The organism is Halopseudomonas oceani, from assembly GCF_963677335.1.
Classification (GTDB): Bacteria; Pseudomonadota; Gammaproteobacteria; order Pseudomonadales; family Pseudomonadaceae; genus Halopseudomonas; species Halopseudomonas oceani.
The window spans coordinates 2,705,998-2,724,928 of sequence record NZ_OY781932.1; the positions used below are offsets into that span (position 1 = coordinate 2,705,998).

The 18,931-nt window shown below is 59.2% G+C and carries 13 protein-coding genes; 4 read left to right on the forward strand and 9 right to left on the reverse strand.

All coding sequences use genetic code 11. From position 1 onward, the window contains the following. Positions 1–50 precede the first annotated feature (50 nt). On the reverse strand, positions 51–893 hold the full coding sequence (locus ACKPCU_RS12730; protein WP_321347186.1) for a metal-dependent hydrolase: 843 nt from the start codon (positions 891–893) through the stop codon (positions 51–53). A gap of 198 nt (positions 894–1,091) precedes the next feature. Here ACKPCU_RS12730 and ACKPCU_RS12735 point away from each other — a divergent pair, with 198 nt between their 5' ends. Further along, complete coding sequence (locus ACKPCU_RS12735) at positions 1,092–2,504, forward strand: alanine/glycine:cation symporter family protein (RefSeq protein ID WP_321347188.1); 1,413 nt, start codon at positions 1,092–1,094, stop codon at positions 2,502–2,504. A 39-nt stretch (positions 2,505–2,543) separates the two neighbouring features. Here the strand turns inward: ACKPCU_RS12735 and ACKPCU_RS12740 are convergent, their stop codons facing one another. Genes ACKPCU_RS12740 through ACKPCU_RS12750 form a run of 3 tightly spaced genes read right to left on the reverse strand, consistent with a single transcriptional unit; the run spans position 2,544 to position 6,381 of the window. Next, a complete protein-coding gene (locus tag ACKPCU_RS12740; RefSeq protein WP_104738433.1) occupies positions 2,544–3,317 on the reverse strand; it encodes an SDR family NAD(P)-dependent oxidoreductase in 774 nt (257 codons plus the stop codon). An 11-nt stretch (positions 3,318–3,328) separates the two neighbouring features. Continuing rightward, positions 3,329–4,714: a cysteine--tRNA ligase gene (cysS, locus tag ACKPCU_RS12745; RefSeq protein WP_321347192.1), complete on the reverse strand. Its 1,386-nt coding sequence runs from the start codon at positions 4,712–4,714 to the stop codon at positions 3,329–3,331. Then, the gene (locus ACKPCU_RS12750) at positions 4,714–6,381 is read right to left on the reverse strand and encodes a glutamine--tRNA ligase/YqeY domain fusion protein (RefSeq protein ID WP_321347194.1); all 1,668 of its coding nucleotides are present in this window, start codon (positions 6,379–6,381) and stop codon (positions 4,714–4,716) included. The genes cysS and ACKPCU_RS12750 overlap by 1 nt, the downstream gene beginning before the upstream one ends. 192 nt (positions 6,382–6,573) lie before the next feature. On the opposite strand from ACKPCU_RS12750, the gene ACKPCU_RS12755 reads away from it, so the two are divergent. Both ACKPCU_RS12755 and ACKPCU_RS12760 read left to right on the forward strand, forming a co-directional pair. Then, entirely contained in the window at positions 6,574–7,068 is a 495-nt protein-coding gene (locus ACKPCU_RS12755) for a peptidylprolyl isomerase (protein WP_321347196.1), read from the forward strand. 13 nt (positions 7,069–7,081) lie between these two features. Further along, positions 7,082–7,807, forward strand: coding sequence for a UDP-2,3-diacylglucosamine diphosphatase (locus ACKPCU_RS12760; RefSeq protein WP_321347198.1), 726 nt, complete (start codon positions 7,082–7,084; stop codon positions 7,805–7,807). A gap of 206 nt (positions 7,808–8,013) precedes the next feature. Here ACKPCU_RS12760 and ACKPCU_RS12765 read toward each other — a convergent pair whose 3' ends face one another. Together ACKPCU_RS12765 and ACKPCU_RS12770 are read right to left on the reverse strand one after the other, a co-directional pair. Further along, complete coding sequence (locus ACKPCU_RS12765; protein WP_104738394.1) at positions 8,014–8,958, reverse strand: electron transfer flavoprotein subunit alpha/FixB family protein; 945 nt, start codon at positions 8,956–8,958, stop codon at positions 8,014–8,016. A 2-nt stretch (positions 8,959–8,960) separates the two neighbouring features. After that, positions 8,961–9,710, reverse strand: a complete 750-nt coding sequence (locus tag ACKPCU_RS12770) for an electron transfer flavoprotein subunit beta/FixA family protein (protein WP_321347201.1) — start codon at positions 9,708–9,710, stop codon at positions 8,961–8,963. Between the two features lie 442 nt (positions 9,711–10,152). Here ACKPCU_RS12770 and ACKPCU_RS12775 point away from each other — a divergent pair, with 442 nt between their 5' ends. Further along, complete coding sequence (locus ACKPCU_RS12775; protein ID WP_321347203.1) at positions 10,153–11,817, forward strand: electron transfer flavoprotein-ubiquinone oxidoreductase; 1,665 nt, start codon at positions 10,153–10,155, stop codon at positions 11,815–11,817. A 115-nt stretch (positions 11,818–11,932) separates the two neighbouring features. On the opposite strand, the gene ACKPCU_RS12780 is transcribed toward ACKPCU_RS12775, so the two are convergent. The 3 genes from ACKPCU_RS12780 to ACKPCU_RS12790 are packed head-to-tail and all read right to left on the reverse strand — an operon-like array spanning position 11,933 to position 18,829. Then, positions 11,933–12,838, reverse strand: a complete 906-nt coding sequence (locus tag ACKPCU_RS12780) for a transglutaminase family protein (protein ID WP_321347206.1) — start codon at positions 12,836–12,838, stop codon at positions 11,933–11,935. Between the two features lie 27 nt (positions 12,839–12,865). Continuing rightward, a complete protein-coding gene (locus ACKPCU_RS12785) occupies positions 12,866–15,454 on the reverse strand; it encodes a circularly permuted type 2 ATP-grasp protein (RefSeq protein ID WP_321347208.1) in 2,589 nt (862 codons plus the stop codon). A 54-nt stretch (positions 15,455–15,508) separates the two neighbouring features. Next, entirely contained in the window at positions 15,509–18,829 is a 3,321-nt protein-coding gene (locus ACKPCU_RS12790) for a transglutaminase family protein (RefSeq protein ID WP_321347210.1), read from the reverse strand. Positions 18,830–18,931: the final 102 nt, after the last annotated feature.

Genomic DNA, 18,931 nt, shown 5'->3' on the forward strand with positions numbered 1-18,931 from the left:
GCGAAGGATACAACAACTTGCAACAGAAAGCGCATCACTTCCGAGACGATTCAGGACTTTGTTCCAAGCATATTGATCGAGTCAAACTCCTGCTGAACCGCTTGCATCAGCCTTTGATTGTCGTGCTGCCAGGGATGAAAATCGTCACGATAAAAGTCACGATAGGCGCCCCAAAGTCCCGAAAAGAAGCCGGTCCGCCCCCAGAGCCAGCGTATGCCTCGGTACCAGGTGCCCACATCACTGAGCCGACCGTCACGCTTCATCATGTGCCAGACTCCGCGGGTAACATCGCGCAGAAAGAAGAAGGTCGATAGCCGCATTGCCCTGCGTAGCTGCGCACGGTCTCCACACACTTGCATGTATAGATCAAAGGCGACCGCCTTGTGTTCGGTCTCCTCCAGTGCGTGCCAACGCCACACCTGACGCATGGGTTCGATAGCCCCGTCAAACCAGCGCATTTCGCGCAACACCGCATCAGCCATGATGGCGGTGAAATGTTCCATTGCCACGGTATTTGCCAGACGGCGCTCTGGCGTGAAGTGTTTGTTGGCAAAACGAATACGTTGACGAACGGGTTCCGTTAGAGCCTTGACGTCATAACCCTGTTCTTCAAGCAGGCGGTTGTATTCGATGTGTTCGCGGCTGTGATGCCCTTCCTGACCGATGAAGCCCTTGATCAGCTCACGCTGCCTCGGGTCTTCGACACGATCACGAAAGTAACGTACCGAATCGATGAAAAAGCGCTCACCGTCCGGAAACAGGATCGACATTGAATTGAAGAAATGGCTCTTGAACGGGTCACCGCCGTGCCAGTGCTTTGGCAACGGGTTCGGCAACTCGAAGTCGATACGACGAGGATGGATAGCCAGGTCGTCTGGGGTTGCTGCGGTCATGACTCACCTCTTAATGCGCTGCGCTGTTGTTATCTGTTTTGCGTGGACATTGATGTGATTAAGGCATCTTCGACCTATTCAGGCGAATTGACAATGCATATTTTCAACTGACCAGGACTGGCGACAGGCGGCTGAGCCACTACAGTTACCCGTAACAATCTGTTTCAACGCCGATACCAATAACCATGGGGGAACGCTATGAACGCGGTGATAGACGCTCTAAATACTGTCTTCTGGGGATACATCCTGATCTACGGCCTGCTGGCTGTGGGCGTGTTCTTTACCATCCGCCTGGGCGCGCTGCAATTTCTGCACTTTGGCGAAATGATTCGCTCGATGCTGGGCTCGCGGGAAAGTGACAAGTCAGGTATTTCGCCCTTTCAGGCACTATGCACCAGCCTTGCGTCGCGTGTCGGTACCGGCAACATCGCCGGTGTGGCCGTCGCGCTGTATCTGGGCGGAGCTGGCGCTATCTTCTGGATGTGGATGGTTGCTTTGGTTGGTATGGCAACCGCCTATGCCGAGAGCACGTTAGCCCAGCTTTACAAGGTACGAGACGGCCAGGGCCAGTACCGAGGTGGCCCGGCCTTTTACCTGGCCAAGGGGCTAAAGGCGCCGTGGGCGGGGAGTATCTTTTCTATCTGCCTGATCATTTCATTTGGTTTGGTATTCAACGCCGTTCAGGCCAACTCCATAGCCGACGCTATGGAGGGTGCCTTTGGGTTCAACAAACTGGTTGTCGGTGTCGCCATTGCCGCAGTCGCCGGGCTGGTCATCTTCGGTGGCTTGCGATCGATTGCTCGCTTTGCCGAGTTTGTTGTTCCTTTTATGGCTGCGGCCTACGTACTGATGGCACTGGTGGTGCTGGCGATGAATTATTCCGAGGTGCCGGGGGTGCTGGCGACCATCGTCAAAAGCGCCTTTGGTCTGGAAGAAGCGGCCGGCGGCGTCGCTGGCTCGGTAACCGCCGCCATGCTCAATGGCATCAAGCGCGGCCTGTTTTCCAACGAAGCCGGGATGGGGTCCGCGCCTAATGTCGCAGCGACGGCCACACCTACGCCCCACCACCCCTCATCCCAGGGCTTTGTGCAGGCCACCGGGGTATTTATCGACACACTGGTGATCTGTACCGCTACGGCGGTGATGATCCTGCTTTCAGGTGTACTTGAACCGGGCAACGGCGTGACCGGTACCCAGCTGACCCAGCTCGCGCTGGAAACGCATATCGGTGATGCCGGTCGCTATTTCATCGCGTTCGCGATCCTGTTCTTCGCCTTCACCTCTATCGTCGCGAACTACTCGTATGCGGAAAACGCGATGGTCTATCTGGGGCTCGGCGGCAAGCTGGGTATGCTGTCGCTACGCTGCGCCGCATTGGCGATGGTCGTCTGGGGTGCCTATCAGGCGGTCGGCACGGTCTTCAATGCGGCCGATGCCTCAATGGGGCTGATGGCGACCATCAACCTGATTGGTATCGTGCTGCTGTCCGGCACCGTCGCCAAGCTGACCAAGGATTACCTTGCCCAGCGCAAGGAAGGCCTAGTGCCGCACTTCAAGGCAACAGATTATCCGGAACTGGAACACAAGATTGACCGGGACATCTGGTCGTAACGACGTACTGACCTGACCCGGGATGCCCCCCGGGTCAGGTCAGCCCTTGATCTCCTGCAGCGAGTTACCGCCGTCCACTACCAGCATCTGGCCAGTCATGTAGCTACAACCCTCGCTGGCCAGAAACAGCGCCACGCGCGCCACCTCGTCTGGCCGTCCCGGCCGTCCGATCGGCGTATGCCGCCCTGCTTCGAGTTCAGCAGGCAAACTCGATGGGGTGTGAATCCAGCCGGGTGCAATGGCATTGACTGTAATCCCCTGCCCAGCCACTTCGTGGGCGATGGAACGGGTCAGCCCGACCATCGCTGATTTGGCAGCACTGTACCCAGCCGTGCCCGGGAAGGTCACCAGCGGACCGGTCACCGAAGCAATATTGATCACCCGACCAAAACCGGCAGCCAGCATGTGTGTTAGCACCGGCTGACTGACATGCACACAGGTATTGAGGTTGAGGTCAATCTCGCGCTGCCAGTGCTCAAACGCCATACGGTGAAACAGGTCGCCAATCGGCGCTTCAATACCCGACTGGGACATACCGGCATTGTTGACCAGCACATCGATCCGCCCGAATTGCTCGATAACCTGATCGACCAGCTCGGCGGCCTGCTCCGGGTGGGTCAGATCAGCCACCACCGCCAAGCTGCGCAACCGATCCGGGTCCAGTTCGTTCTGCCGCTGAAAAATGCGATTGGTCGTTGAGGTCAATACAACCGTTGCACCTGCGGCATGAAACATTCTTGCGATGGCGAAGCCGATACCGTCGGCACTGCCGGCGCCGGTGACCAGGGCCACGCGGCCCCGGAGATCCGTCATGTCATGCGGCATCACTCAGCCAGCCGCCAAGTGGTACCACCCTTGCCGTCTTCAAGTACGACGCCCATGGCGGTCAACTGGTCGCGGATACGATCAGACTCCCCCCAGTTCTTGTCGGCACGGGCCTGCAGACGCGCTGCAATCAGCGCTTCAACCTCGGCGGCGTCAACCTTACCGGCAGCGCCAGCCTGCAGGAAGGCTTCAGGCTCCAGCTGCAGCACGCCCAGCACTTCGGCCAACTGACGCAAATGTGCAGCCAAGGCGGCCGCAGCTTCCGCATCAGATTCTTTCAGGCGGTTGACCTCACGCACCATTTCAAACAGTACGGCGCAGGCTTCCGGGGTATTGAAGTCGTCGTCCATCGCCGCAGCAAAACGCTCAGCGAAGGCGTCACCACCGGCAGGCACCGCGTCGGGCAGGCCTTTGAGTGCGTTATAGAACCGCTCCAGTGCGCCCTTGGCTTCCTTGAGGTTGTCTTCGGAGTAGTTGATGGCGCTGCGGTAGTGGCTGGAGACCAGCAGATAGCGAACCACTTCAGGATGATACTTTTCCAGCACCTCGCGAATGGTGAAAAAGTTGCCCAGACTCTTGGACATCTTCTCGCCGTCGACACGCACCGCGCCCGCGTGCATCCAGGCGGCGGCGTACAGCTCGCCGGTCGCCGCTTCGCTCTGGGCGATTTCGTTCTCGTGGTGCGGGAACACCAGATCCGGGCCACCGCCGTGGATATCAAAGGTGTTGCCCAGGCAGCAGGTCGACATGACCGAGCATTCGATGTGCCAGCCCGGACGTCCTTCGCCCCAGGGCGAGCTCCAGCTCGGCTCACCCGGCTTGGCGGCTTTCCACAGAACAAAGTCGAGCGGGTCCTGCTTGGCTTCGTCTACCTCGATGCGCGCGCCGATCTTCAGGTCTTCGATCTTGCGGCGCGACAGCTTGCCGTAACCTTCGAACTTACCGACGCGGTAATAAACGTCGCCGTTACCCGGTGCGTAGGCATAGCCCTTGTCGATCAGCGTCTGAATCATGGCGAACATGCCGTCGATGTGCTGACTGGCACGCGGCTCCTGATCCGGGCGCAGTACGTTCAGACGGGCTTCGTCTTCATGCATTGCCGCAATCATGCGCTCGGTCAGTTGCTGAAAGGTCTCGCCGTTTTCATTTGCGCGCTTGATGATCTTGTCGTCGATATCCGTGATATTGCGCACGTAGGTGAGGTCATAGCCGCGGTGGCGAAACCAGCGTGCGACCACGTCAAAGGCCACCATCACACGGGCGTGACCGATATGGCAGAAGTCATACACGGTCATACCGCAGACATACATGCGCACCTGATTGTCGACCAGCGGCTTGAACGGCTCCTTGGTCTTGGTCAGGGTGTTGTAGAGTGCGAGCGCCATCAGCCCCCCCAGGAGTCACGCAGGGTGACGGTGCGGTTGAAGACCATTGCATCGGGTCTGGAATCACGTGAATCGACGCAGAAGTAGCCCTCACGCTCGAACTGGAAACGGTCGTCCAGCGTGGCGTCAGCCAACGACGGCTCGGCACGGCAGCCCGTCAGGACCTGCAGGGAATCCGGATTGATATTGTCGAGGAAGGTGGTGCCCTCTTCGCCCTTGTCCGGATTTGCCGCGTTGAACAGCCGATCATACAAGCGCACTTCGCACTCAATGCTGCTGCTCGCAGGCACCCAGTGGATAACGCCTTTGACCTTGCGACCTTCCGGGTTCTTGCCGAGGGTATCCGGATCGTAGCTGCACAGCAGCTCGACGATGTTCCCGTCAGCATCTGTTACCGCTTCGTCAGCGCGAATCACGTAGCTGCCACGCAGACGCACTTCGCCACCCGGCACCAGACGCTTGTAGCCCTTGGGCGGATCGACCATGTAGTCCTCACGGTCGATATAGATCTCGCGCTCGAACGGCAGCACGCGCTCGCCTATATCCTGTTTGGGATGACGCGGCAGACGCAGCTCTTCGGTCTGACCTTCGGGGTAGTTGGTGATGGTCACTTTCAGCGGCTTGAGCACGCACATGGCACGCGGCGCGTTGGCATCCAGGTCGTCACGAATACAGAACTCGAGAACGCCCATGTCGACCACGCCGTCAGAGCGGGTCACGCCAATGCGCTCGCAGAACTCGCGAATGGCTGCCGGCGTGTAGCCGCGGCGACGGAAGGCACTCAGGGTAGACATACGCGGGTCGTCCCAACCATCCACGTGCTTCTCGTCTACCAGTTGCTTGAGTTTGCGCTTGCTGGTGACAGTGTAGTTCAGGTTCAGGCGAGCAAATTCGTACTGGCGCGGATGTGCAGGCACCGGCAGATTGTCCAGAAACCACTCGTACAGCGGGCGGTGATCTTCAAACTCCAGGGTGCAGATCGAGTGGGTAATGCCCTCGATGGCGTCGGACTGACCATGGGTAAAGTCATAACTTGGATACACACACCACTTGTCACCGGTCTGGTGGTGATGGGCGTGGCGAATGCGATACAGAATCGGATCGCGCAGGTTCATGTTCGGCGCGGCCATGTCGATTTTGGCGCGCAGTACCTTGGCGCCGTCAGCGAACTCGCCGGCGGTCATGCGCTGGAATTGATCCAGGTTTTCTTCAACGCTGCGCTCACGGAACGGGCTGTTCTTGCCCGGCTCGGTCAGATTACCGCGGTATTCACGCGCCTGCTCGGGCGTCAGCTCACAGACATAGGCCTTGCCAGCCTTGATCAGTTCGATGGCCCAGGCGTGAAGCTGATCGAAGTAATCGGAGGCATAGCGCACGCCGCCGCCCCACTGAAAGCCAAGCCATTCAACGTCGGTCTTGATCGCATCGATGTATTCCTGCTCTTCCTTGGCCGGGTTGGTGTCGTCAAAGCGCAGGTGGCAAACGCCGCCAAATTCCCTGGCCAGACCAAAGTTGAGACAGATCGACTTGGCGTGACCGATGTGCAGGTAACCGTTCGGCTCCGGCGGAAAGCGGGTAACGATGTTGCTGTGCTTGCCGCTGTCCAGATCAGCCTGGACGATCTGGCGCAGAAAGTGGCTTGGGGGCGTGGCGTCGGGTTTGTTCATAAGGTCGGCAAAACTCGCTCAGGTGATGCGCTCGGCATCAGGGATTACTCGGGAGCCGGACTATCGCAATAGTCGCGCTTCCCTAGGCCATCATGACCAAAACCCGTATCATACCCGAAACTCGCAGGTGCCTGAATGCAGCAATGCAGGCAGCATCACACCCAACCTGTTCGACTGCCCGAGGAATACCCGATGGTCAAACTGCACACCAACTATGGCGTTATCACCCTGGAACTGTTTGCCGACAAAGCGCCGGTGACTGTCGAGAACTTCAAGCAATATGTTCGCGATGGCCACTACGACGGCACTATTTTCCACCGCGTGATCAGCAACTTCATGATTCAGGGCGGCGGTTTTGAGCCCGGCATGCAGCAAAAAGACACCCGTGATCCGATCAAGAATGAAGCCGACAACGGCGTCGCCAACAAGGTCGGCACCGTCGCCATGGCCCGTACGCCGGACCCGCACTCCGCCAGCGCGCAGTTCTTCATCAACGTTGCCGACAACGATTTCCTGAATTTCTCCGCCCCCACCATGCACGGCTGGGGTTACGCGGTATTCGGTCAGGTTACCGATGGCATGGACGTGGTCGAGAAGATCAAGGCCGTGCGGACCACCTCCCGCGCCGGTCATCAGGATGTACCGGCCGAGGACGTGATCATCGAGCGCGCTGAACTGGTCGACTGAGATCACGCCGCCGATGCGTTATCTGTTTATTTCGGATCTGCATCTGGAAGCGCAACGCCCGGATATCACCCGGGCGTTTTTGCGTCTGCTCGAAACCCGCGCGCCGCAGTTTGATGCACTGTACATTCTGGGCGACTTCTTCGAAGTCTGGCTGGGTGACGACACCATCGACGAACTCGGTCGTGAGGTCGCTGCCGCCCTCGCCCGCCTGACCAAACATGGCACCAAGGTATACCTGATGCACGGCAACCGGGACTTCCTGCTCGGTCGCCGTTTTTGCCGCGCGGCACGCTGCACCCTGCTCAGAGATCCCACCACTGTTGAGCTGAATGGCGAACGTGTGCTGCTGATGCACGGCGACAGTCTGTGCACTGACGACCTGGGTTACATGCGCATGCGCCGCTGGCTGCGCAACCCGGCCAGTCGCTTCATACTGAGAAATCTACCGCAGAGCACCCGCCACAAGCTGGGTCGTAAGCTACGCGACGAAAGCCAGGCGCGAACCCGTATGAAGTCCGCCGAGATCACTGACGTCAACCTCGGTGCAGTTGCCCACACAATGCGTGCTAAAGGCGTGCACACACTAATCCACGGCCACACCCACCGCCCGGCAATCCACGATCTGATGATCGACGGCCAGCCCGCGCAGCGCATTGTGCTCGGGGACTGGGACAAGGCCGGCTGGGCACTTGAGGTGGACGAAAGCGGTAAGCGACTGGAGTCGTTTCCACTGTCGTAGGGGCACGGCACGCCGTGCCCGGGGTCCAGATTGCACGGAACGAGATACCCCCACGAAATACCCCTCGGGCCATGCCGGGCACAGCATGCTGTACCCCTACGCCAAAATGCCCCACACACAACGAGCAGACAATAAAAAACCCCGGCTCTCGCGAGTCCGGGGTTTTCTTGCGGCTTGAAGCTTGCCGCTGCCTCTAAGCCGTCGGCTTAGAGCTTACCTTCCAGCTCCGGTACCGCCTCGAACAGGTCGGCAACCAGGCCGTAATCGGCTACCTGGAAGATCGGCGCTTCTTCGTCCTTGTTGATCGCAACGATCACCTTGGAGTCTTTCATACCAGCCAGGTGCTGGATCGCGCCGGAGATACCGACCGCAACGTACAGCTGCGGTGCAACGATCTTGCCGGTCTGACCAACCTGCATGTCGTTCGGTACGAAGCCTGCATCAACCGCGGCGCGCGAAGCACCCACAGCAGCGCCCAGCTTGTCGGCAACCTTGTACAGCATTTCGAAGTTGTCGCCGTTCTGCATGCCGCGACCACCGGAAATGACGATCTTGGCGCCTGCCAGCTCCGGACGGTCGGACTTGGCCAGCTCTTCACCGACAAAGCTGGAGATACCAGCGTCGTGGGCAGAAGCAACCGCTTCAACCGCAGCGCTGCCGCCTTCGGCTGCAACCGCATCGAAACCGGTGGCACGAACGGTGATGACCTTGATCGCAGCGCTGGATTGTACGGTGGCAATCGCGTTACCCGCGTAGATCGGACGCTTGAAGGTGTCAGCGCTCTCAACGGCAATGATCTCGGAGATCTGATCAACGTCCAGCAGCGCAGCAACACGCGGCAGGTAGTTTTTACCGTTGGTGCTGGCCGGAGCCAGAATGTGGCTGTAAGTGGCCGGCGAGGTCCCTTGTGCCAGCTCAGCGATCAGCAGGGAAACGTTTTCCGGCAGCAGGTTCGCGTAGGCAGCGTTGTCAGCCAGCAGGACCTTGTTGACGCCAGCGACCTTGGCAGCAGCGTCAGCAACGGCAGCACAGCCTGCGCCGGCAACCAGAACATCGATGTCGCCACCGATGGCCTGAGCGGCAGCAACGGTGTTCAGGGTAGCTGCGTTCAGCTCGGCGTTGTTGTGTTCAGCAATAACCAGAATGCTCATGTTCAGATCACCTTGGCTTCGTTCTTCAGTTTGTCGACCAGCTCGTCAACGCTCTTGACCTTGATGCCAGCGCTGCGGGCAGCCGGGGCTTCAACCTTCAGGGTGGTCACGGTCGATGCGGTGCTCACGCCCAGATCTTCCGGCTTGACGACTTCCAGCGGCTTCTTCTTGGCCTTCATGATGTTCGGCAGCGACGCGTAGCGCGGCTCGTTCAGACGCAGGTCAGTGGTAACGATGGCCGGCAGCTTCAGCGCAACGGTCTGCAGACCGCCGTCGATTTCGCGGGTGACCTTGACGCTGTCGCCGTCAACAGCCACTTCAGAGGCGAAAGTGCCCTGAGCGTAGCCAGACAGTGCAGCCAGCATCTGGCCAGTCTGATTGTTGTCGGAGTCGATGGCCTGCTTGCCGAGGATGACCAGCTGCGGCTGCTCTTTATCGACAACGGCTTTCAGCGCCTTGGCGATGGCCAGCGAGTTCAGCTCGTCGGCGGACTCGACCAGAATAGCGCGGTCAGCACCCAGTGCCAGGGCGGTACGCAGTTGTTCCTGGGCGGCGGTTGGGCCGACAGTGACAGCGACGATCTCGGTAGCAACGCCTTTTTCTTTCAGACGTACTGCTTCTTCCACGGCGATTTCGCAGAAGGGGTTCATCGACATTTTGACGTTGGCCAGGTCAACACCAGAGTTGTCCGCCTTGACGCGAACCTTGACGTTGTAATCAACGACTCGCTTAACCGCTACAAGTACCTTCATGATTGCCTCATTCAATGTGTAGCCAAAACTGGGCAGGCCATAATCGTGACTATAATATGAAGATCGTTCACGTTCAGACCAAACAGAGCCCGCCGTTCAAAAGCTCTCTATCATGACTTTCCATGCACAGGCGGTCAATAGGAGCAATTCGACGAAAGGTCTAATAAACGACCAAAACGCCATCTTTGCGTTGGAGCACAAAAAACGGGCTGTTATACTGCGCGGCTTAAGGAAGCGCCGATCAATTCCACACGCCCTCTGCAGGCACTCACGCGTTCAGGTTAAAGGCACGATTCAACATCAGTCCTGTTTAACCGCCAAACGCCTTCCCAGGCATACATGAACGCCAGAGGCATGCGGAATTGATCAGCACTTCCTTCGGATCACGGAAGATCATCAAAGAATCGATACATGTGACGGGCCTAGAGTTAGGAGATAGATTGTGGAACGCGAATTCATGGAGTTTGACGTTGTCATCGTAGGTGCCGGCCCCTCTGGCCTGGCAGCTGCATGTCGAATCAAGAAACAGGCAGCTGAAACCGGTCAGGACATCAGCGTCTGTGTCGTAGAGAAAGGCTCCGAAGTCGGCGCTCACATTCTCTCCGGTGCCGTATTCGAGCCACGTGCTCTGGAAGAGCTGTTCCCTGACTGGAAAGAGCTTGGTGCCCCGCTGAACACCGCCGTTGTTCGCGATGACATCTATATGCTTACCAGCGAAGAGAAGGCAACCAAGCTGCCTGACATGCTCGTCCCCAAGACCATGCACAACCATGGCAACTACATCATCTCCCTCGGCAACCTGTGCCGCTGGCTGGCCGAACAGGCCGAAGGTCTGGGCGTAGAGGTATATCCGGGCTTTGCGGCCCAGGAAGCCCTGATCGACGAGAACGGTGTCGTTCGCGGCATCCTGACCGGCGACCTAGGCGTTGACCGTGAAGGCAACCCGAAAGAGGGTTTCTACACCCCAGGTATGGAGCTGCGTGCCAAATACACCCTGTTCGCAGAAGGCTGCCGCGGCCACATCGGCAAGCAGCTGATCAAGCGTTTCAACCTGGATTCTGAAGCAGATGCCCAGCACTACGGCATCGGCATCAAGGAAATCTGGGACATTGATCCTGCCAAGCACCAGCAAGGTCTGGTTGTGCACACCGCTGGTTGGCCACTGGACATCGTCGGCACCGAAAACACCGGTGGTTCCTTCCTGTACCACATCGAGAACAACCAGGTCGTAGTCGGTCTGATCATCGACCTGTCCTACTCGAATCCGCACCTGTCGCCGTTCGACGAGTTCCAGCGTTACAAGCATCACCCGGTAATCAAACAGTATTTGGAAGGCGGCAAGCGCGTTGCCTACGGCGCACGCGCCATCTGCAAGGGCGGTATCAACTCGCTGCCGAAGATGGTCTTCCCGGGCGGCGCACTGATCGGTTGTGATCTCGGCACCCTGAACTTTGCCAAGATCAAAGGCAGCCACACTGCCATGAAATCCGGCATGCTGGCCGCTGACGCTATCGTCGAGGCCCTGCAAGCTGGCCGCGAAGGTGGTGATGAGCTGAACAACTACGTTGAGAGCTTCAAGTCCAGCTGGCTGTACGAAGAGCTGTTCGCTGCCCGTAACTTCGGCCCGGCGATCCACAAGTTCGGCCCGCTGTTCGGTGGCGCGTTCAACTACATCGACCAGAACTGGTTCGGTGGCAAAATTCCGGTCACCCTGCACGACACCAAGCCGGATTATGCCTGCCTGAAGAAAGCCTCCGAAGCAAGCAAGATCGACTATCCGAAGCCGGATGGCGTATTGAGCTTCGACAAGCTGTCTTCGGTCTTCATGTCCAACACCAACCATGAAGAAGATCAGCCGATCCACCTGACGCTGAAAGATCCGAGCATTCCGCTGGAGAAGAACCTGCCCCTGTACGACGAACCCGCGCAGCGTTACTGCCCAGCTGGCGTCTACGAAGTCGTCAACAACGATGACGGCAGCAAGCGCTTCCAGATCAACGCGCAGAACTGCGTGCACTGCAAGACGTGCGACATCAAGGATCCAGCGCAAAACATCAACTGGATCGCGCCGGAAGGCACGGGTGGCCCGAACTACCCGAACATGTAACGCGCAAGCGCTACAGCGGCAAGCATCAAGGCCGCAAGCAACAAAAAACCGGCCGTTGGCCGGTTTTTTGTTATCTGACAGAGCCAGACAAGACATCAAAATCGATGGTTGCGCGTCAGACCAGATCTCTCACCTGTCCCTGCGTACCTTCCTGTTGCGGCAACACATCCACTGCCACACTGAGCGTGTGGTCTCCACCACCGGTCATCACGCCCTTGAGCGGCGTCACATCAGCGAAGTCCCTGCCCCAGCCAAGAATAATGTAGCGCTCATCCGGCACACAGCCATTGGTAGGGTCCAACTCTAGCCAGCCCCAGCCGGGCACAAATACTGCGAGCCAGGCGTGGGTCGCATCGGCACCCAGCAACTTTTGCTGGCCCGGCGGTGGCAGTGTCTCCATATACCCGCTGACATACCTCGCAGACAGCCCCATTGAACGCAGGCAGCCGATCCCCAGATGCGCAAAGTCCTGACAAACCCCGCGTTTGCTAGCCAGCACATCATGCAGCGGAGTAGCTAGCGTGGTGAACTCCGGATCATAGGTAAACTCGGAGTAAATACGCTGATTGAGATCCAGCACTGCATCAACCAGGTTGCGCCCTGGCGTAAAACTGCCGCGCGCATAATCGGCCAACCCCGGACTCTGGAAAATAAACGGCGAGCTGAGCGCATACAAACGCGCATCAAGCGTATCGCGATTGGTCTGGCGCGGGTCATAGCGCAATTCGTCGACCGCCTGTTCCCAGCTGATGTTCGAGAAAATATCAGCGCTCGCGCGGGGACGCGTCACGATCTCGCTGGTAACACTGACATCCAGACTCTCGTGCAGCGACTCGATCGAAAAGTAGACCACCCGGTTACCGAAAAAATCGGTGCGCTCACGCATGCGATCAGGTATCGGGGTGATTACCAGCTGGGTGTTGCTGCAATCCTGCCAAGGCAACACCCGCGGCAGGATGCGCGCTTCGTTGTGACTCAGGGTCACCGCGCCGCTGTACTGGTAATGCGTGGTATGGCGCAAAAGGTATCTCAATGTAGAGACCTCGATTCAGGGCTGGCCAGTGTAGTGCATGCTGACCAGTTGGCGGGGAGCTTCAACATGACTGAAGTGACTATGCGACAGTGCGTTGGACAGCTCGGACATCGGCTCGATCAGTTGATCCAGCAGATTACTCAAGGCCTCCCGTGCAGCGGGCGAGCCTTCCAGATCAGTCAGGGTTTCAATGTCGACCAAATGCAGGCAGCTGGTTGCCTGAATGATCAACCGCTGCTCCAGATTGCGATAGGGTGAGCTACCCGGTGACGGCAGCTTGGCTATTTGTCGCCCCAAGCGCTTGAGCATATAGCCCACCGAACGCGGGTTGGTCTCATCGAACAGCAGCAGATCGAGAATCGCCAGCGGATGCAGCTGCGAGCGGTAGCGGCGACGATATACCGTTAGATTGTCCGTGGTTGCCAGCACCACCTCCCACAGCGGAATACCAGGCTCATCAGCATCCAGCAGAGCGAGCTTCAGCAGTTCCAGCGAGCCCAGCGTACGCTCGATGAAGCGGCCAATATCAAGGAAGCGCCAGCCGTAGTGATGCGGCATGGTTTCGTTGCAAAGACCAAAAAACGCCGCCAGATCGAGCACCATGGCTTCGAGGTGGCGCTGCCCTACCACCACGCCACGGGCGCGCGACATGCTGTTAAAGTGCTGCCGCAAGCTGTTGATCGCGCGCCAGGTATCATCGCCCAGATGATCGCGAACCGCTCGACTGTTACGCACGAAGTTGCCAAAAATGACCGGCAAGCCTTCGGGCAGGTCGTCGGAGAACAACTGCAGCAAACGATCCCGGGTCACGATGTACTCGCGCGGGAATCGGCTATTGTTCGGCACATTCTCCTCAGTAAAGGCGTCCGGCTCCAACGCGACATCCAGCGCCCGCAGTAGGTCTGGCATCAACTGTGAACCGGTTTCCTGCCGGTCATCCTGCAGCAGACGCGCCAGCGCCTCGCGCAACAAGCGTCCGCGGGTATCCAAACGCTCACCATACCGCCCCATCCAGAACAAGCTTTCCGCCACGCGGCACGGCAGGTCCTTGCCGTCGCGCGTGACGACAATCGGACCAAGCGCCTGACGCAGCAGGCTGATGTGCGGTTGTGGTACCGGCGCCGTCACCCAGACATCCTTCACCAGCCGACTTTTCATCAGGGGTGCGCCGGGTTCGCCGACCCAGGCCAGACCACCGGGCATTACCCGATAATTACGCTCATTGACCGGCTTGGTAAGATCATCCGGCTCGACCAGACTGAAGAACCGCAGCGTTGCGCTCTGACGCTCAAACGTTTTGCTCTGCGGATTGAAACCGGGCACCACCGCAGGTGAGAGATGCCGCTGCGCGGTGAACAGATACGGCTGACGATCCATGCTGACACGCAGGTCTCGCAGCGCTTCCAGTCCCATCTGATCGGCACGATAGACCCGTCCCGGTTTGCTGATGTCACGCAGCACCCAGCCATCCAGCTCGGCACGCACCTGCGCCAACGCCGCAGGTTCGCCGCACCAGAGCGTTTCCCGGCATGGCAGCAGCAACTCTTCCCCCAGCAGCTCGCGGCACAGACTCGGCAGAAAGGCCAGTAATCCAGGATGCTCCAGCACACCGGCACCCAACGCGTTGGCAATATGCACGTTGCCGCAGCGCGCGGCCTGCAACAGACCGGGAACCCCGAGCAACGAGTCAGGACGCAACTCCAGAGGGTCACACCAGGGATCATTGATCTGCCGCAGAATGACATCCACCTGCTTCAAACCACCGAGCGTGCGCATGGAAACCTGGCCATCGCGGACCACTAGGTCATCCCCTTCGACCAGCGAGAAATTCATGTAGTTGGCCAGCCAGGCGTGCTCGAAATACCCCGGGCTGCCTGGCCCCGGCGACAGCAATACAATATTCGCTTGTTCTCGTTGGGTGCTGGCCAGGCTGGATAGGCAGCGATGCTGAGCCTGCAGAAAACCCGCCAGGCGCTTGATCGGTGCATCGCGATACAGGCTCGGCAGCGCACGGGCAAGCGTAATCCGGTTTTCCAGCGCGTAACCGGCCCCAGCAGGCGACTGGGTCCAGTCAGCCAACACCTGCCAGCCGCCACTGCTGTCCCGGATGATGTCGGTGCCGTGGAAGATCAGCAGCGGGCGCTCAACCTGCGGTGGGTCATCGGCCGCCGAGAACAGAAACCCGGGGTGGGTATAAATCAGCTCAGGCGGCAGCAGACCTTCATTAACGATGCGACGCGCGCCGTAGAGGTCATCGAGAATATGCTCCAGCAGACGACTGCGCTGACGCAGTCCCGCTTCCAGCATCTCCCACTCCTCGGTCGGAATGACCCACGGCACGCAGTCGAGCTGCCAGGAGCGCAGCTGTCCCGGATCGTCTTCGTACGGATTGAAGGTAACGCCATTTTCATGCAACAGGTTCTGCGCTTCTTCCGAGCGCGCGGCCAGCACATCCGGGCCAAGCTGGACGAAATCATCCAGCACGCCTTGCCAATGGGCGCGCGGCTGCTGGTTGTCGCCCAGCAGCTCGTCATGTCCGTCGTGCCCTGGATAATCGCCGAGAATGGCGTTGACTGCGGGATCCAGATTGGCAAGGTGTTGCATTGAGCGTTTCCCGATTAAGGCTGGCAGGCAGCCGCGTTAGCTGGTGGCCGAAGATTATAAACCAGAGCTGCCAACAACCGCGCGGCGCAAATCCAGTGTATGCGGATACTCCTGCCCCGGCGCCTGCCGCACTTCGCCAATCTTGCCCTGACTATGCCCATAGTCCCAGAAACGCGCCATGCGTCGGGCCTCTGCTTCATTGGCATTGACGGGGAAGTGCTCAAAGTTGCGCCCGGCCGGGTGCACGACGTGATAGGTGCAGCCACCCACCGAGCGACCATTCCAGTTGTCGACCAGATCAAATACCAACGGTGCCTGGACGGTAATCATCGGATGCAGTGCAGACGGCGGCTGCCATGCACGGTAACGCACCGCCGCAACCAGTTCACCCGGCACACCGGTTGACTGCAGCGGCACTTTGAAACCGTTGCAGGTCAACTGGTAACGCGCAGGGTTGAAGTCATGCACCTTGACCTCCAGCCGCTCGACGGATGAGTCGACATAGCGAGCCGTCCCGCCCCCTGCAACCTCTTCACCCAGCACGTGCCAGGGCTCAATCGCCTGACGCAGCTCGATGCGGGTATCTTCGTATTGGACCTCACCCGCATGCGGGAAGCGGAACTCCAGAAACGGCGCGAACCACTCTTCACGGAAATCAAACCCGTGGGCACGCAGGTCGCGCAATACGTCGCACAGATCACGCCACAGGTAATGCGGCATCATCCATTTGTCATGCAACGCCGTGCCCCAGCGCGCCAGCGGTTGGCGGTAAGGCTTGGCATAGAAGCGAGCGACCAGCGCACGAATCAACAGTTGCTGCATCAGGCTCATGCGCTCATGCGGCGGCATCTCAAATCCACGCAGTTCCAACAGGCCAAGCCGGCCGGTCGCACTGTCGGGTGAATACAGCTTGTCGACACAGAACTCGGCGCGATGGGTATTGCCGGTGATGTCGGTGAGAAGGTTACGCACCAGCCGGTCGACCAGCCAGGGCTGAGGTGCATCCCCCGACGGCATCTGGGCCAGCGCAATCTCCAGCTCATACAGCGCTTCATACCTAGCCTCGTCAACCCGTGGCGCCTGACTGGTCGGCCCGATGAACATGCCGGAAAACAGATAAGACAGGCTCGGGTGGTGCTGCCAGAAGGTCAGCATGCTGGCGAGCAGGTCCGGACGACGCAGAAAAGGTGACTCGGCAGGCGTTCGCCCGCCCAGGGTGACATGGTTACCGCCCCCGGTGCCGGTATGGCGACCATCGAGCATGAACTTCTCGGTACCCAGCCGCGTCTGCCGTGCCTCCTCGTAGAGAATTTCGGTGTTACGCACCAGCTCCGGCCAACTGGCCGCCGGCATGATGTTCACCTCAATCACGCCCGGGTCCGGCGTAATCATGAACTTCTCGATGCGGTTGTCCGACGGTGGCGCGTAGCCCTCAATACAAACAGGCAGATTAAGCTCGGCTGCCGTGTGTTCGATACAAGCCAGCAGCTCCAGATAGGACTCCAGCCGAGCCAATGGCGGCATAAAAATAAACAGCTTGCCGTCGCGCGGCTCGATACACAGCGCGGTGCCGACTACACCGCTTTCGATCAGCTCCGGCCGCTGCTCCTGCCAGTCCTGACCGGCAGCAACATGGTGAAGCGAGCCGTCTTCGCTGGCGTATAGCGCGCTGTAGCGACTGGCCACCTCGCCGTGCAAGTCAGGCAGCGGGCCCTGCTCCTCGAAGAGCGAAGCCGGCTGAGCCTCCTCGCGACGCGCGATCGGCAGCGCCGACAACGGCAACCGCAGCCCCATGGGTGAATCGCCCGGCACCAGATAGAGTTGCTCGCGACGCAGCGGCCAGCTGCCACTGAGCCAACCGCCCTGCTCCGCAGCTGTCAGCGGCAACGTGTAGCCGACTGTCGCATCCAGTCCGCGCTCCAGCAGCCGCGCCAGGCGCAGACGATTGTCGTCATCCTTGAGGTCTTCACCACGCAGGTCGACGTCAATCGGCTGGGTGCGCTCCAGCCACAGATAGTAATAGGCGTCTTCAAAACAGGGGATCAGATGCTTCGCCGACACCCCAAGGCGTCGTGTCAGTGCTTGTGCGAACTGGTGCGCTTTCGCGTCGTCCACGCCGTAGTCCCGAGCCATATCGGCCAGCCAACGGTCGTCCTGCCACATGGGCTTGCCGTCGCGGCGCCAGTAGCACGCCAGCGCCCAACGCGGCAGCGGCTCACCCGGGTACCATTTGCCCTGTTGATAGTGAATCAGCGAATGAGGCGCAAAATGCGGGCGCAGGCGCCGCAGCAATGCCTCAGAAAGCCCTCTTTTGGTTGGCCCTTGCGCAGCGATGGTCCATTCTGGTGCATCCATATCGTCAATGGAGACGAAGGTTGGCTCGCCGCCCATGGTCAAACGCACGTCCAGCGCCTGCAACTGCGCATCTACCTGTTCACCCAGCGCGAGGATGTCGGCCCACTGGTCTTCGCTGTATGGTTTGGTTACTCGCGGGTCCTCGTGCACCCTGGTGACGCTCATATCAAAGGAAAAGGTCACCTCGCACGGTTCGGTTGCACCGGTAATGGGCGCAGCACTGGACGGCTCTGCCGTGGCAGCCAGCGGCAGGTGCCCTTCTCCGGCCAGCAGCCCCGAGGTTGGATCCAGTCCGATCCAGCCCGCGCCCGGCACAAACACCTCGGTCCAGGCGTGCAAATCGGTAAAATCGGTTTCGGTACCGGACGGACCGTCCAGCGCCTTGACGTCGGCCGTCAGTTGAATCAGATAGCCTGAAACAAACCGCGCAGCTAGGCCCAGATGACGGCAGATATGCACCAGCAGCCAGGCCGAGTCACGGCACGAGCCACTACCCAGCGTAAGCGTCTGCTCCGGGCTCTGCACGCCGGGTTCCATGCGGATCATGTACTGAATATCGTCCGCCAGACGCTGGTTCAGGCTGACCAGAAAGTCGGTGATTGAGCGCTCTTCCCGCTCAACCGCCGCCAGCCATTTTGCCAGCTTGGGCCCCGGCTTTTCGGTTTCCAGATACGGTGCGAGTTCCTTTTTGAGTGCATCTTTATAGGCGAAAGGAAAGTGCTCGGCATACTCCTCGACAAAGAAATCGAAGGGGTTGATCACCGTCATCGGCGCGACCAACTCAACCTCAATACCGAGGCTGGTCATCTTCTCCGGAAACACCAATCGCGCCACATGATTGCCGAACGGATCCTGCTGCCAGTTGATGAAGTACTCACCTCCGCTAATCTTGAGGCTATAGGCATCGACTGGCGTGCGGCAGTGCGGTGCAGGACGCAACCGTATCAGATGGGGCGCAACCGAAATCGGCTTGTCGAACTCGTAGTGGGTCTCATGCCGGAGTGCAACGCGAATAGTCATGTTCCGTTATCCCATCAATGTATGCGGTCAATCCATCCAACCGGTCAACGAAGCAATGCCTGTGCCAATAGGAAGGCGTCGAATTTAGTTAACACGGTTGAG